This is a genomic window from Halobacterium sp. NMX12-1, assembly GCF_040435975.1.
Taxonomy (GTDB): domain Archaea; phylum Halobacteriota; class Halobacteria; order Halobacteriales; family Halobacteriaceae; genus Halobacterium; species Halobacterium hubeiense.
This window is the reverse complement of record NZ_CP159204.1, coordinates 922,618-936,023: the sequence shown is the minus strand read 5'-3', so window position 1 is coordinate 936,023 and position 13,406 is coordinate 922,618. Positions and strand designations below refer to the sequence as shown.

Here is a 13,406-nt window from a genome sequence, read left to right as displayed (position 1 = left end):
TACTAGACGCTCAATGAGTGACGACTACATCGAGGTCCGCGGGGCCGAGGAGAACAACCTCGACGACCTCGACGTGACGATTCCACGCGAAGCGCTGAACGTGGTGACCGGCCTCTCCGGGTCGGGGAAGTCGTCGCTGGCCTTCCAGACCATCTACGCGGAGGGCCAGCGCCGCTACATCGAGAGCCTGTCGGCGTACGCCCGGAACTTCCTCGGGCAGATGGACAAACCGCAGGTCGAGTCCGTCGAGGGGTTGTCGCCGGCCATCAGCATCGACCAGAAGAACGCCGCGAACAACCCCCGCTCGACCGTGGGGACGGTCACGGAACTCCACGACTACCTGCGCCTCCTCTATGCGCGCGTCGGCGTCCCGCACTGCCCGGAGTGTGGCCGCGAGGTCGGCGAGCAGTCCGCCCAGCAGATGGTGCGGCGCATCCTCGAACTCCCCGAGGGCACGAAGGCGAAAATCGCGGCGCCCGTCGTGCGCGACCAGAAGGGCGCCTTCGAGGAGCTCTTCGAGGAGCTCGTCAGCGAGGGGTACTCTCGGGTGGAGGTCGACGGCGAAGCCTACGACCTCGCGTACGACGACCCGGACCTCGACGAGAACTACGACCACACCATCGACGTCGTCGTGGACCGCGTCGCGGTCAGCGAAGACGCCCGCTCGCGCATCAACGACAGCGTCGAGACCGCCTTAGAGGAAGCGGACGGCGTCCTGAAGGTCATCGTCCCGGACGCCGACGAGGACCTCGAACTCGGCGGCGCGACCGCGCGCTCGACGGGCGACCTCGCCGACGAGGACGACGACGAGCGCTTCGTCGTGGAGTTCAGCGAGGACCTCGCCTGTACGCACTGCGGCATCGACATCAGCGAAATCGAGACGCGCTCGTTCTCCTTCAACAGCCCGCACGGCGCGTGTCCCGAGTGTGAGGGCATCGGGAACACGAAGGAGGTCAGCGAGGACCTCGTCGTCGTCGACGAGAGCAAGCCCGTCAAACACGTCTTCGAGGCGTGGAGCTACAACCGCTCGTACTACCAGACGCGCCTCGACTCTGTCGCCGAGCACTTCGGCATCAGCCTCGACACGCCGTTCGAGGAACTCGACGAGGACGTCCAGCAGGCGTTCCTCTACGGCACCGACGAGGACGTCGTGTTCAAGCGGCAGACGAAGAACGGCACCCGCCGCAAGGAGAAGCCCTTCGAGGGCGTCATCCCGAACCTCGAACGCCGCTACGTCGAGACAGACTCCGAGAGCACCCGCGACCACATCGAGGAGTACATGTCCGTCACGACGTGCCCGGCGTGTGACGGCACGCGCCTCAAGCCCGAGTCCCGCGCGGTGCTCGTGGACGGCACGCCCATCACCGAAGTCAACCGGATGAGCATCGGGGACGCCCTCGACCACTTCGAGGGGATGGAGGACCACCTCGACGAGCGCGACCGCACCATCGCCGAGGAGATTCTCAAGGAGATTCGCGCGCGCCTCGGCTTCATGACCGAGGTCGGCCTCGACTACCTCACGCTCGACCGCGAAGCCTCCACCCTCTCGGGCGGGGAGAGCCAGCGCATCCGCCTCGCCACCCAGATTGGCTCCGGGCTCGTGGGCGTCCTGTACGTCCTCGACGAGCCGTCCATCGGCCTCCACCAGCGCGACAACGACCGCCTGCTGAACACCCTCGAAGAACTGCGCGACCTCGGGAACACGCTGGTCGTCGTCGAGCACGACGAGGAGACGATGCGGCGCGCGGACAACGTCGTGGACATGGGTCCCGGGCCGGGCCGCCACGGCGGCGAGGTCGTCGCGAACGGCGACGTCGAGGACCTGATGGCCGCCGAAGACTCCGTCACCGGGGACTACCTCGCGGGCCGCGAGCAGATTCCGGTGCCCGAGGAGCGCCGCGACTGGGAGGACACGCTCACCATCGAGGGCGCGCGCCAGCACAACCTCCGCGACCTCGACGTCGACCTCCCCATCGGCGCGTTCACCGCCATCACCGGCGTCTCGGGCTCCGGGAAGTCCACGCTGATGCACGACATCCTCTACAAGGGGCTGGCCCGCGAGATGAACGACAACACCTCCGTGGACCCCGGCGAGCACGACGCCATCGAGGGTATCGACAACGTCGAGACGGTGCGGCTCATCGACCAGAGTCCCATCGGCCGCACGCCCCGCAGCAATCCCGCGACGTACACGGGCATCTTCGACTACATCCGCGAGAAGTTCGCCGAGACCAAGCTCGCCAAGCAGCGCGGCTACGAGAAGGGGCGCTTCTCGTTCAACGTGAAGGGCGGGCGCTGTGAGGCCTGCGGCGGGCAGGGCACCCAGAAGATCGAGATGAACTTCCTCTCGGACGTCCACGTCCCCTGCGAGGAGTGCGGGGGCGCCCGCTACAACGACGAGACGCTGGACGTCACGTTCAAGGACGCGACCATCGCGGACGTCCTCGACATGAGCGTCGAGGAGGCCTACGAGTTCTTCGAGGCGGACAGCCGGCTCGGCCGCCGCCTCAAACTGTTGATGGACGTCGGCCTCGACTACATGAAGCTCGGCCAGCCCTCCACCACCCTGTCGGGCGGTGAGGCCCAGCGCGTCAAGCTCGCCGAAGAGCTCGGGAAGAAAGACTCCGGCGACACCCTCTACCTGCTCGACGAGCCGACGACGGGCCTGCACAGCGCCGACGAGCGCAAGCTCATCGAGGTGCTCCAGCGGCTCACCGACCGCGGCAACACCGTCGTCGTCATCGAGCACGAACTGGACCTCGTGAAGAACGCCGACCACGTCGTCGACCTCGGCCCCGAGGGCGGCGAGCACGGCGGCGACCTCGTGGCCGCCGGCACCCCGGAGGAAGTCGCGCGCAACGACGACAGCCACACGGGACGGTACCTCCGCGACAAGCTCCCGCGCGTGGACCTCGAAGGCCCGCGCAGTGACCGCGAGAAGCCCGCGGCCGGCGAGCAGGCCGCGCCGGCGCAGGACGACTAGACCGCGCGGTAGCGCGGCGCGAACCCGGTGACACGCGGGTTACTCGTTTGGGCGCGACTCGCCGGTGCCCGCACCTTCTTTCCCGGCAAGCGACATCCTTTGGACGTGAGCCAGCAGAAATCCGACTACGTCGACGACGTCGACGTGGACGACGACTGGGACAGCCACCCGACCGACGAGGAACTCGACGCCGCCGTCGAGAACCTCGAAGCCAGCGGCTTCGACGTCGAAGTCGTCGCGGACGCCGACGAAGCGCTCGACGTGCTCGTCGACGAGATTCCGGCGGGCGCGTCCGTGATGAACGGCCACTCGACGACGCTCGAAGAAGTCGGGTTCGACGACTACCTCGACGAGGGCGACCACGACTGGGAGAACCTCGCCGCGGAAATCTGGAGCATCGACGACGACGAGGAGCGCGACGCCGCGCGCCGCGACGCCCAGACCGCCGACTACTTCCTCGGCAGCGTCAACGGCATCGGCCGCGAGGACGGCGCGCTCGTCGCCGCCGACCTCTCCGGCAGCCGCGTCGGCGCGTACCCCTTCGCCGCGAAGAACCTCCTGCTGGTCGCCGGCGTGAACAAGGTCGTCGAGGACGTCGAGGCCGCCCGCGAGCGCCTCCACGAGTACGCCTACGAGTTCGAGAACCAGCGCGCCCAGGACGCCTACGGCGTCGAGAGCTACCCCTCCAAGGAGCTCATCTACCGCCAGGAGGGCACCGAGGGCCGCACGACGCTCGTGCTCGTCGAGAAGACGCTCGGATACTAAGCGAAGCCTCTTTTCGCGCTCGCGACGTACGCGACGGTAATGTACGACTTCGCGGTCGTCGGCGTCGGCCCCGCTGGGGCGCGGTTCGCGCGCCGCGCGGCCGAACGCGGCTACGACGTGGTCGCCTTCGAGCAGGGCGAACTCGGGAAGCCGCTGGCGTGCTCGGGGCACGTCAGCCTCGACGTCTGGGAGTACGTTCCAGATGAAGCCCGCGAGGAGCTGTTCCAGAACGAGATTCGGGGGGCACGCTTCCACCTCGGCGGCGCCGACTCCGAAGCCTACCCCTTCTACAAGGACGAGGCCATCTCGAACGCCGTCGACCGCGTGCAGTTGGACAAGGTGCTGGCGGACGCCGCCCGGGACGCGGGCGCTGACGTCCGCGAGCAACACACCGTCACGGAGGTCGCGGAATTCAACGACCGCGTGGAACTCACTGTGCGCGGCCCCGAGGAGACGTTCGACGTGACCGCGAAGATGGTCGCCGGGAGCGACGGCCCGCGGTCCCGCGTGCGAGACGCGCTCGCCCTCCCGGAACCGGACGAGTTCCTGCACGGCGCGCTCGCGTTCGACCCCGAACCCGACCACGAGAACTTCGTGGACGTCCACCTCACCGTCCCGGAGTTCTTCGCGTGGCGCATCCCCCGCGGCGAGGGCGGCGTCGAGTACGGGCTGGCGGCCGCGCCCGGCGAGGACGTGCCCGCGCTGTTCGACGCGCTCGTCGAAGACTACGGCGTCGAAATCGAGCACCGCTGCTCGGGCGTCATCCCAATCGGCCCCCCGGACACCGTCACGAGCACGCGCGGATTCCTGCTCGGGGACGCCGCCGGCCAGACGAAGCCGTTCACGGGCGGCGGCATCCTCTACGGGATGACGGCCGCGGACTGCGCCGCGCGCGAAATCAACCCCGACCGCCCGACGACGCTCACCGCCTACGAGAACGCGTGGCGCGACGAACTCGGCCGGGACATCCAACTCGGCCACCTCGTCCGCAAGGGGTACTCCGCGCCCCAGCCGCTGCAGCGCGCGGGGATGCGGCTGTTCGAGGGGGAAATCGGCGTCCACATGGACCAGCCGACGAGCCTCTTCTCCGCAGAACAGTTGCGGGCGCTACTCCGCTGACTACTCGTAGGTCGGGATGCGCGCCGAGCGCCCGGTACAGTCCACGAACGGCAGGTCCGTAATCTCTCCAGACGCGTCGCCGTCGTCGGTTGCGACGGTCACGTCGCCGCCCTCGACGTCGTAGTTCACTTCGGCGAACGCGATGGGTTCGTCGCGAAGCGGGCTGACGACCGCGCGCGTGACTTCGCCGACGTCGTCGCCATCCTGCGTGACTGTCGCGCCCGCCTCGGGGAGGTCCTCGGCGGTGAGGCCAACCAGCCGACTGCTGGGTCGGCCGCGGTTCTTCACCTTCGAGACGACCTCCTGCCCGACGAAACAGCCCTTCTCGTAGTCGACGGCGTTGTCGAGGCCGAGCACGTTCGGGACTCGGTCTTCCAGTTCCGTCTCGAACAGCGGCGTGCCGGCTTCCAGCGTGAGCGTCTCCCACGTCCGCCGGCCGAACGGCGTGGCGTTCAGTCCGCGGATGACCAGCGTCTCGAAGACCGGGTCAGCGTCGGCGGCCGCGCAGACGACGAGGTAGCCCTCCTCGCCCGCGAGGTCGTCGTCGCGGATGACCGTGACGCCCTCCTCCATCGCACCGCGCACGAACGTCAGCGGCTCCTCGGGCGGGCTCGCGCCGCCGAGCACGCTCGCAATCTTCTCCGTGGCCTTCGGGCCGTGCGCGCCGAACACGCCGAAGTCGTCGGTCGCGTACTCCACGTCCACGTCCTGCACGAACGTCCGCTCGCTCCACTCCTCGGCGATAGCCTCGCCCTCGCCGGCCGGGAAGAACACGAGCAGGCTGTCGCCGGTGGCGAACGCGTAGCAGTCCACGCGAATCCGGCCCTGCGGGTCCAACAGGAGCGCATAGACGCCATCGCCGTCCTCGGTCGGGACGTGGTTGGTGACGGTGTCGTCGACGAACTCGTGGCGGTCCTCGCCCGTGACGACGACCACGTCGAAGGCGTGCTCGGTGACGCCGACGACGTTGCGCACCGCGCGGTGCGTGCGCTCCGGGCGGCCGTACTCCTCGGGGAGCGCGCGGCCCGCGACGTCACGGAACGACGCGCCGTGGTCCTCGTGGAGGTCCCTGACGACTGTCATTGTCCGTAGGTCGGGCGCTCGCGCGGGTAAACCCACCGGGTTCCTCCGCTACAGCCCGATGCGGCGCCGGAGTTCGTCCAGAATCGAGGCCTCCTCGGTCTCGTCGCCGTCCGGGAAGACGCGGTCGTCGGCCCGGAAGACGGTGCGGCCGTCGGTCTCCTCGGCGTCGATGAGGCCGTCGGCCTTCAGCGCGCCGAGCGCGTCCTCCAGGTCGTCGATGCTCGCGTCGACGTGCGAGCGCAACTCGAACAGCGTCATCCCCTCGCCCGGCCGGTCGACGAGCGCGTCGAGCACCGCCACCTCCGTCTCGGGACGGTCGCGGTACTCGGGTTTGACGTGCATACGCGGACCGACGGCAGCCGGCGCCTTAGCAGTATCCCCGAGCGGTAGTCTTTTGCCGCTGGCTCGGATACTGCCGTCCTAATGGGTCTCAGGTGCTCCCTGCTCGGACACGACTACGGCGAGGCGTTCGTCGAGCGGGACCGCGAGGAGCGCGGCGACGAAGTGGTCGTGACCGAACGCGAGCTCAAGGAGTGCGCGCGATGCGGCTCCGAGAAGGTCACCACGGAGAACACGGAAGTCCGGTCGCTGGAGCCACAGCGCCGCGACAACGGCGACGCGACCGCGGAGCCGGAGCCGACCGAGGAGCCGGCCGGCGAACCCGCAGCCACCGCCGACGACGGCGCCGCCGAGGGCGCGTTCACGTCTGCCTCGGACGCCATCGAGCAGGCCGAAGTCGGGATGGAGACCGACGACGCGCTGGCGGGCGAGCCAGACGAGGACGACGCGGTCATCCTCGACGACGACGCCGACGCCAGCGACGAGCCGGGGAGCGACCAGTGGGACGAGCCCGCCGAACCGGAAGCCGACCCCGACCCCGAGCCCGTCGAGGACGACGCGGAAGTCGTCGACGCCGGCCCGAGCAGCGACCCCGACTCGGGCGCGCAGACCGAGTACGTCGAGCAGTCCCAATCCCAGCCCGAGGCGGAGTCGGCGTCGACGCTCGACCGCGACCGCGGCGAGTGGCCGGACACCGACGGCGAGGACGAGGGCTTCGACGCGACCGAGACCGCGGACGCCGACGCGGAAGTGAGCGCCACCGAGACCGACGAGTCGACGTTCGAGTTCGGCGCCGAGGACGGCGCCGTCGAGGCCGACACCGGGTTCACGAGCGCGGGACCGGTGGAGACCAACGAGGCCGCCGACGAGCTGGACTTCGCGCTGTACTGTCCGGAGTGTGGCTTCGAGCGCTACGCCGCCGGCTCCAGCCTGCGCGCCGGCGACATCTGCCCGGAGTGCCAGCGCGGCTACCTGGCCGAAGACCGGTGACGAAGCCGTTAAACCCCTCGCTGTCCTTCTCGCGTTCATGAAGGAGTACAAGATGCGACGCGGCGAGTACCTCGAAGAGCGGATGCCCGACCTCCTCTCGGAGGTCGAGGACTACTTCGGCGAGGTCACGGACACCGAGGAGTTCAAGGGCAGCGACCTCTACGTCGTCGAGGACCCCGACAACCCGGTCTTCGAGCGCGTCACAGCCGGCGCCGTCGAATACTCCGGGAAGAAGGACAAGCTCGCCGTCGACTTCGAGGAGCGCCCCGCCGAGGAAGTCATCGCGGACGGCGACGCCGAGGCCGCCGCCGACGCCGTGGACGCGAAAAACGACTTCCTGCTGGAAGCGACCGGCCGGGACGCCAAGTCCCGCCGCGACTCGATGAAGCGCGCCGTCGAGGACGACGCCGACGCGCCCGACGACGTCGCGTAAGTCAGTCAGCGTCGTTCGTTCGCGACACTCCTCCGTTTTCTCGCCGCCAGCGCCGTCTCAGCGCCGATTGAGTTTCGTGCGGCTGATGGCGAGCCCGTTCGGCACGACGATGATTTGGTCGTCGCCCTTCTGGACGATGTCGCCGCCGACCTCCTGGGCGACCTGCCGGAGTTCGTCGACGACGTGTTCGACCGTGCGGTCCTCCGTGCGGAGCCGCGTGATGTCCGCGATGACGACGTCGCCGTCGTAGACGGCATCCTTGATGGCGATGACGTCTTCCTGCCCGTCGATTTCCGCGATGTGGACGGTGACGCTCGCTTCGCCGCCGTCGGTGTCGAAGTCGTCGACGTCTAGTTCGACGTAATCCTCGGTGGAACTCCCGCTCCCGCCGAGAATCTTGTCCATGAAGCCCATGGCGGAAAGAGGGGTTCGCCGCGGGCATAGTTCTTGCGTCAGACGCGCCGGCTAGTCGGCGTTCGCCAGCGGTTCGACGGCCTCCTCCCACGCCTCGTAGCCGCCGTCCATGCTCGCGACCTCGTCGGCGTTCCCGTACTCCTCGACGAGGCGCGCGGCCTGCACCGAGGTCTGGCCGACGTAGCAGTAGACAACGACCTCGTCGCTCCAGTCGCGCTCGGCGACCACGTCCTCGAGCTCTTCGACGGTGAGGTGTTCGGCGCCCGGGAGGTGGCCGTCCTCGTAGGCGTCGGTCTCGCGGATGTCCACGAGGTCGAAGTCGTCGTCGCCGGTAGCGAGGCGCTCGCGGACCGTCTCGGGGTCGATCGTGTCGACGTCCTCGCTCATTGCTTCTCCAGGTAGATGCGGTAGACGCCGTCGCCGCTGCGCCACACGCGGGCGTCGGCGTCGTCGCCGACGGCGCGCGGGACGTTCTCCGTGCAGGGCACGTGGTCGGTCTCCTGCACGAGCAGGTCGCCCTCGTCGAGGTTTTGGAGGCCTTTCTTCGCCTCGACCTGCGGGTACGGACAGACTTCGCCCATCATGTCCTGCACTTCGTCGGCCTGCTCGAACAGCGATTCGGCTTCTTCGTCGGACAGTTCATCGGGTGCGTCGGTGACGTCGTCGATGGATGGCATTGGTGTGTAGTGTGGTGGTCAGTTGGCGGGCGGTTCAGATTGCGCAGCCGACTTCGCGGTAGATCCAGTGGGTCATCACGTAGACGCCGAGCACGATGCCCGCCGCCGCGATAAAGGAGTGGACCGACAGCTCCGCGATGCCAGAGTAGATGTTCCCGATGTTACAGCCGGGGGCGAGCCGGGAGCCGGCGCCCATCAGGAAGCCGCCGACGACCGCGTTCGGGAGGCGGCGGCGCTTCGGCACGCGAATCGAGAAGTCGCCGCTCCACGCGGCCGCGAGGCCGGCGCCGAGGATGACGAACCCGATCATCACCATGTCGGTGGTGACGCCGACGCCCGCGCCGCGGAAGAGGACGGCACCCCAGTACTCGAAGCTCCCGGCGTCGACGCCGACCTGCGAGAGCAGGTAGCCCGTCCAGCGGGCTTCCGGCCCGGTGACGCCGACGATGGAGACCTGCGTGAACCAGAGGACGGCGACCGCGGTGATGCCGAGCGCGGCGGTCCGCGGGTCCCACGGGCGCTTGCTGGACGCCAGCGGCGTCCGCCACGCTTCGAACAGCCCGGCGAAGTACTGGCGGGTGCCGCGGACGAACTGGCGAGCGCCGACGGCGGGCGCGAGCAGCACCGACGGCTGTGCGGACGCGACGGTCGCGCGCTCCTCGGGGTCGCCCTTCGTCGCGCCGCGGCCGACCAGCGTCGCGTACACGACGGTGACGCCGGCGGCGACCAGCAGCGCGAGCAGCCCCGCGGGAATCGGCGAGATAGTGAAGAGGCTGACGCCCTCGCCGAACTGCAGCGGGCCGAAGTACGTGCTCTGGAGCGTCGGGAACGCGACGGTGAACACCGCGTAGCCGACGCCCATGAACGCGAGCGTGAGCCAGAACTGGAGGTACCCCTCGCCGGCGCGGTACAGCGTGCCGCTGGCGCAGCCGCCGGCGTAAGTCATCCCGATACCGAAGATGAAGCCGCCGACGAGGCCGGTGAGCCCCCACGCCGGCGTCCAGAACCCCTGATAGTACCCTAGCTGGTAGGCGATGCCCCAGAACACCATCGTGAGGAGGGTCGCCGCGAGCACGCCCTTCGTCACCCGGGAGTCCTTGTACGCGAAGAAGTCCCGGAAGGCGTTCACGAAGCAGAACCGGCCCTTCTGGAGGAACGCGCCGAGGCCGAGTCCGACGACCGCTGCCACGACCAGATTGTTCACAGTGTCTCACGTCCACGCCCTCGGCGAAGTTAACGGGCGCCGAATCGGGAAGCGCTGCCCGGGCGCGGGACACACCGAAAACGACGAAAGAGCGGCTGTAGCTCCCCGTTCCCCCGGATACTGGAGGTCCACTCGAACGGGAGCGACCGAGACGCCGGCAAGTACCACGGCTTTCGGGCCGCCGTCGGGCGGGCTGCCGGAGTACCGGGGCTTATTTCGCCGGGCAGACACGGTTCGAGCGTGACCTTCAGCATCTGCGTTCGCGAACCCTACGAGGACGACGACGGCGACCAGCAGTACCGGTTCGGCGTCGCCATCACCACGCGGCTGCCCGCGGTCGGCGTGCCGTGCCCGCACGTCAACGAGCACGGCGCGGTCGCCACGCAGAGCCTCACGAACGAGCGCCTCGGGTCGAAGGGTATCGAGTACCTCGCGGACGGCCTCGGCATCGAGGACGCCCTGCAAGGCCTGCTGAACGCCGACGACGGCAGCGCGAGCCGCCAACTCCACGGCGTCTCCCGGGACGGCGAGTTCACGTTCTCCGGCGACGAGTGCAACGGCTGGTACGGTCACACCAGCGGCGACAACTACACCGTCGCGGGCAACCTCCTCAGCGGGGAGGCGGTCGTCGAGCGCACCGCCGACAAGTACGAGGACCTCGCGTTCGGCGACGAACCGCTCGCGAAACGCCTCATCGACGCGCTCGGCGCGGGGCAGGCCGCCGGCGGCGACAAGCGCGAGGACCTCACGATTCAGAGCGCGGCCGTCAACGTCGTCGACACCGGCGAGGACGAGCGCGCGTACTACGACAACCTGCGCGTGGACGCCAGCGAGGACCCCATCGTGGACCTCCGCGAGACCTATCGGCTCGCCAAGCAGGGCTACGAGGACGCGCTCGAACGCTACGAGGAAAGCGAGGACGAAGACGGAGCGGACGACGAGGAATAGACGGCAGCGAAGCGGGCGACGCGTCGCTAGACAGTGAACTCGTAGAGTTCGTCGCCGACGTGGTGGAGGTTCTGGACGACCTTCCCGGAGTCGCCGACCATGTCGTCGCCGCTCGTGAGCGCGCGGCCGACCGCCAGCGCCTTCCCGTGGTTCTCCTCCTCGACGACGACGAGGTCGCCCTCCTCGATGCCCGCCTCGGCCTCGGTGATGCCGGGGCGCATGATGTCGGCGCCGTCGCTGACGAACGAGATGGCGCCCGAGTCCACCGTGACGACGCCGGTGGACGGGTCGAACTCGTTGGCGCCCTGCACGGTGACGAACGGCTCGCCCTCCGGGTACCAGACGAGCGGGTCGCCGTCAACAAGGACGACGTCGAAGTCCTCGTCGGCGATCTCCACGAGTTCGAACGACTCGGCGTCCAGTTCGACGCTCAGTCCCTCCCGGAGCGCGTCGGCGATTTCGCGCACGGCGTCGCTCCGCAGGTGGTGACGAGAGGACACTTCCATACCGTGGGTTCGGGCGGCTCCACGCTTAAAACCGCCGCTCCGTCGCGGCTCGCGCGGCCAAACCGCTAAGTGCGCGGCCGAGCAACCACCGCGTATGCTGGGCTCCGGGGACGAGTCCGTCTCCTGTATCGCCTGCGGGGCGTCGGTGCCCCGCGAGGACGCCCGCGAGTACGACAAGCACGGCGACCGCTGGGACCGCGACGGCAAGCGCTTCGAGTACCTCTGCAAGCCGTGCTTCCGCGGCCTCGCCAAGCAGCCCCGCCGCGGCCTCGAAGCCCGCCTCGAAGCCGCCGGCGCGGGCCGCGTCGACGACGCCGAGTTCGTCGCCCGGTTCCTCGACGCCGCCAGCGAGGAACAGCCGGGCCGAGAGTAGCCGTGGCGACACGCCTAACTGCGGGTGCCGGCTACACTGTAGTATGTCAAACGACGCAGAGGCGGCTCCGGGCTCTATCGAGGACCAGGGCCCCGTGGAGATCTCCCCGGAGCTCGCCCGACAGATAGAGAACAAGCGCGACGACCTCCTGGAGAAGTTCGAACTCTACGACGGCTTCGCGCCCGAGGTCATCGAGGAAGCGGAGGAGCGCGTCGAGGACGTGCAGGCCGAGATTCAGGACGAGGTCGACGAGCGCGCGGACATGCGCCCGCTCCCGACGTGGACGACCGACCCCGTGGACGCCCAAGACTTCGACGACGCCATCAGCGTCCTCGAACGCGACGAGGAGTACGTCGTCTGGGTGCACATCGCCGACGTCACCCACTACGTCCATCCCGGCTCGGAGATGTGGGACGCCGCGATGGAGCGCGGGAACACCATCTACCTCCCCGGCTACACCATCCACATGCTCCCGCCGGTGCTCGCCGAAACGGTCTGCTCGCTGGTCCCCAACGAGGACCGCCTCGCGCACACCGTCGAGATGCACCTCGACAAGGACGACCTCTCCTACCGCAACATCGAGATTTACAAGTCCGTCATCCACAGCGACGAGCGCCTGACGTACAAGGAGACCGAGGAACGCCTCGACGACGAGGACGCGCCGCTGCACGACGAAATCTCGCTCGTGTTCGAGCTCGCCGACCAGATGCACGAACAGCGCAAGGAGGAGGGCAGCCTCGTGTTGAATCCGCGCCGCGACCGCGCGCACACCATCATCGAGGAGTGCATGCTGAAGGCGAACAAGGCGGTCACCCACGAGCTCATGTGGGACCGCGGCGTCGAGGCGATGTACCGCGTCCACCCCCAGCCGTCCCCGGACGAGTGGGACGACGCGCTCCGCGAGATTCAGGAGCTGGACGGCGTCTCCATCCCCGGCGACTCCTGGGACGACCCCCGGAAGGCCGTCAACGCCACCTTAGAGCAGGCCCCGGAGCGCCAGCTCGGGAAGATTCAGTGGGCGGTGATGAAGGTGATGCCCCGCGCCCGCTACATGAACGACCCGTTCGGCGGCCACCACGCCCTGAACTTCGAGATTTACGGGCACTTCACCAGCCCTATCCGCCGGATGAGCGACCTCGTCAACCACTGGATCGTCTACCAGAACGACGTCCCCGAGAACCTCGTGGAGCTCTGTGACCACGCCAGCGACCAGCAGCAAGCCGGCGAGTCCGCCGAGCGCGAGTACCGCGACTTCCTCGAAGAGGTCGGCCTCGACCCCGACGCCGTGAACAACCGCGGCGTCGAGGTTGTTGACGAAGAAGAAACAGCCGAATAACTCGCGTTTTCACCACGAGTCCGCGGGCGGGTGCTCGCTCGACCGGAACGGACTGGGGACACCGTTCGTCCACAGCGACTTCCCCAGCCAGTAGCCCGCGTGCCAGCCGGCGCGGTCGTGGCCGTCGGGCGCGACGGCGATGCGGACGTCTGTGTAGTACTCCGGCACGCCGTCGTCGTCGACGTCCGGACCGTCCCAGTGCGCACAGGACGAATCGACGCCGACCGCCTCACAGC

The 13,406-nt window shown here is 68.7% G+C and carries 16 protein-coding genes; 8 read left to right on the top strand and 8 right to left on the bottom strand.

The genetic code is table 11. From position 1 onward, the window contains the following. The first annotated feature begins 13 nt into the window (after positions 1-13). From uvrA to ABSL23_RS06310, 3 genes are all read left to right on the top strand, one after another. Complete coding sequence (gene uvrA / locus ABSL23_RS06320; protein WP_353635102.1) at positions 14-2,983, top strand: excinuclease ABC subunit UvrA; 2,970 nt, start codon at positions 14-16, stop codon at positions 2,981-2,983. A 105-nt stretch (positions 2,984-3,088) separates the two neighbouring features. Next, the gene (locus ABSL23_RS06315) at positions 3,089-3,748 is read left to right on the top strand and encodes a lactate utilization protein (protein WP_353635101.1); all 660 of its coding nucleotides are present in this window, start codon (positions 3,089-3,091) and stop codon (positions 3,746-3,748) included. Between the two features lie 39 nt (positions 3,749-3,787). After that, positions 3,788-4,867 (top strand): geranylgeranyl reductase family protein, encoded by a 1,080-nt coding sequence (locus ABSL23_RS06310; protein ID WP_353635100.1) that lies wholly within the window; start codon positions 3,788-3,790, stop codon positions 4,865-4,867. Here the strand turns inward: ABSL23_RS06310 and ABSL23_RS06305 are convergent, their stop codons facing one another. After that, positions 4,868-5,950, bottom strand: a complete 1,083-nt coding sequence (locus ABSL23_RS06305) for an aminomethyltransferase family protein (RefSeq protein ID WP_353635099.1) — start codon at positions 5,948-5,950, stop codon at positions 4,868-4,870. It abuts the gene before it with no gap. Positions 5,951-5,998: 48 nt separating this feature from the next. After that, a complete protein-coding gene (locus ABSL23_RS06300) occupies positions 5,999-6,292 on the bottom strand; it encodes a DUF6432 family protein (protein WP_059055468.1) in 294 nt (97 codons plus the stop codon). Positions 6,293-6,373: 81 nt separating this feature from the next. Between ABSL23_RS06300 and ABSL23_RS06295 the strand changes: the two genes are divergently transcribed. Together ABSL23_RS06295 and ABSL23_RS06290 are read left to right on the top strand one after the other, a co-directional pair. Beyond that, entirely contained in the window at positions 6,374-7,279 is a 906-nt protein-coding gene (locus ABSL23_RS06295) for a hypothetical protein (protein ID WP_059055466.1), read from the top strand. A 37-nt stretch (positions 7,280-7,316) separates the two neighbouring features. Next, positions 7,317-7,712 carry a DUF5611 family protein gene (locus ABSL23_RS06290; RefSeq protein WP_059055464.1) on the top strand — a complete coding sequence of 132 codons (396 nt, stop codon included), beginning with the start codon at positions 7,317-7,319 and terminating at the stop codon, positions 7,710-7,712. Positions 7,713-7,769: 57 nt separating this feature from the next. On the opposite strand, the gene sepF is transcribed toward ABSL23_RS06290, so the two are convergent. The 4 genes from sepF to ABSL23_RS06270 are packed head-to-tail and all read right to left on the bottom strand — an operon-like array spanning position 7,770 to position 10,007. Further along, on the bottom strand, positions 7,770-8,126 hold the full coding sequence (gene sepF, locus ABSL23_RS06285) for a cell division protein SepF (protein WP_059055462.1): 357 nt from the start codon (positions 8,124-8,126) through the stop codon (positions 7,770-7,772). A 51-nt stretch (positions 8,127-8,177) separates the two neighbouring features. Then, positions 8,178-8,513 (bottom strand): rhodanese-like domain-containing protein, encoded by a 336-nt coding sequence (locus ABSL23_RS06280; protein WP_059055460.1) that lies wholly within the window; start codon positions 8,511-8,513, stop codon positions 8,178-8,180. Further along, positions 8,510-8,803, bottom strand: a complete 294-nt coding sequence (locus tag ABSL23_RS06275) for a sulfurtransferase TusA family protein (RefSeq protein WP_059055459.1) — start codon at positions 8,801-8,803, stop codon at positions 8,510-8,512. Before ABSL23_RS06275 ends, ABSL23_RS06280 begins: the two co-directional genes overlap by 4 nt. Positions 8,804-8,837: 34 nt before the next feature. Further along, positions 8,838-10,007 (bottom strand): YeeE/YedE family protein, encoded by a 1,170-nt coding sequence (locus ABSL23_RS06270; protein ID WP_059055457.1) that lies wholly within the window; start codon positions 10,005-10,007, stop codon positions 8,838-8,840. A 240-nt stretch (positions 10,008-10,247) separates the two neighbouring features. Here ABSL23_RS06270 and ABSL23_RS06265 point away from each other — a divergent pair, with 240 nt between their 5' ends. Next, positions 10,248-10,955, top strand: coding sequence for a DUF1028 domain-containing protein (locus ABSL23_RS06265; protein ID WP_353635098.1), 708 nt, complete (start codon positions 10,248-10,250; stop codon positions 10,953-10,955). Between the two features lie 26 nt (positions 10,956-10,981). On the opposite strand, the gene ABSL23_RS06260 is transcribed toward ABSL23_RS06265, so the two are convergent. Continuing rightward, on the bottom strand, positions 10,982-11,461 hold the full coding sequence (locus ABSL23_RS06260; protein ID WP_059055453.1) for an RNA-binding protein: 480 nt from the start codon (positions 11,459-11,461) through the stop codon (positions 10,982-10,984). A gap of 94 nt (positions 11,462-11,555) precedes the next feature. Here ABSL23_RS06260 and ABSL23_RS06255 point away from each other — a divergent pair, with 94 nt between their 5' ends. After that, a complete protein-coding gene (locus ABSL23_RS06255; protein ID WP_059055450.1) occupies positions 11,556-11,834 on the top strand; it encodes a hypothetical protein in 279 nt (92 codons plus the stop codon). Between the two features lie 43 nt (positions 11,835-11,877). Continuing rightward, entirely contained in the window at positions 11,878-13,170 is a 1,293-nt protein-coding gene (locus ABSL23_RS06250; protein WP_059055448.1) for a ribonuclease R family protein, read from the top strand. 9 nt (positions 13,171-13,179) lie between these two features. Here ABSL23_RS06250 and ABSL23_RS06245 read toward each other — a convergent pair whose 3' ends face one another. Beyond that, positions 13,180-13,338, bottom strand: coding sequence for a hypothetical protein (locus ABSL23_RS06245; protein ID WP_353635097.1), 159 nt, complete (start codon positions 13,336-13,338; stop codon positions 13,180-13,182). Between the last annotated feature and the right edge of the window lie 68 nt (positions 13,339-13,406).

Excerpts from the sequence above, each read along its gene's own strand:
- uvrA (WP_353635102.1), top strand. The coding sequence starts at position 14 with ATGAGTGACGACTACATCGAGGTCCGCGGGGCCGAGGAGAACAACCTC.
- ABSL23_RS06280 (WP_059055460.1), bottom strand. The coding sequence starts at position 8,513 with ATGAGCGAGGACGTCGACACGATCGACCCCGAGACGGTCCGCGAGCGC.
- ABSL23_RS06305 (WP_353635099.1), bottom strand. The coding sequence starts at position 5,950 with ATGACAGTCGTCAGGGACCTCCACGAGGACCACGGCGCGTCGTTCCGT.
- ABSL23_RS06250 (WP_059055448.1), top strand. The coding sequence starts at position 11,878 with ATGTCAAACGACGCAGAGGCGGCTCCGGGCTCTATCGAGGACCAGGGC.
- ABSL23_RS06290 (WP_059055464.1), top strand. The coding sequence starts at position 7,317 with ATGAAGGAGTACAAGATGCGACGCGGCGAGTACCTCGAAGAGCGGATG.
- ABSL23_RS06260 (WP_059055453.1), bottom strand. The coding sequence starts at position 11,461 with ATGGAAGTGTCCTCTCGTCACCACCTGCGGAGCGACGCCGTGCGCGAA.
- ABSL23_RS06310 (WP_353635100.1), top strand. The coding sequence starts at position 3,788 with ATGTACGACTTCGCGGTCGTCGGCGTCGGCCCCGCTGGGGCGCGGTTC.
- ABSL23_RS06295 (WP_059055466.1), top strand. The coding sequence starts at position 6,374 with ATGGGTCTCAGGTGCTCCCTGCTCGGACACGACTACGGCGAGGCGTTC.
- ABSL23_RS06255 (WP_059055450.1), top strand. The coding sequence starts at position 11,556 with ATGCTGGGCTCCGGGGACGAGTCCGTCTCCTGTATCGCCTGCGGGGCG.
- sepF (WP_059055462.1), bottom strand. The coding sequence starts at position 8,126 with ATGGGCTTCATGGACAAGATTCTCGGCGGGAGCGGGAGTTCCACCGAG.
- ABSL23_RS06300 (WP_059055468.1), bottom strand. The coding sequence starts at position 6,292 with ATGCACGTCAAACCCGAGTACCGCGACCGTCCCGAGACGGAGGTGGCG.
- ABSL23_RS06275 (WP_059055459.1), bottom strand. The coding sequence starts at position 8,803 with ATGCCATCCATCGACGACGTCACCGACGCACCCGATGAACTGTCCGAC.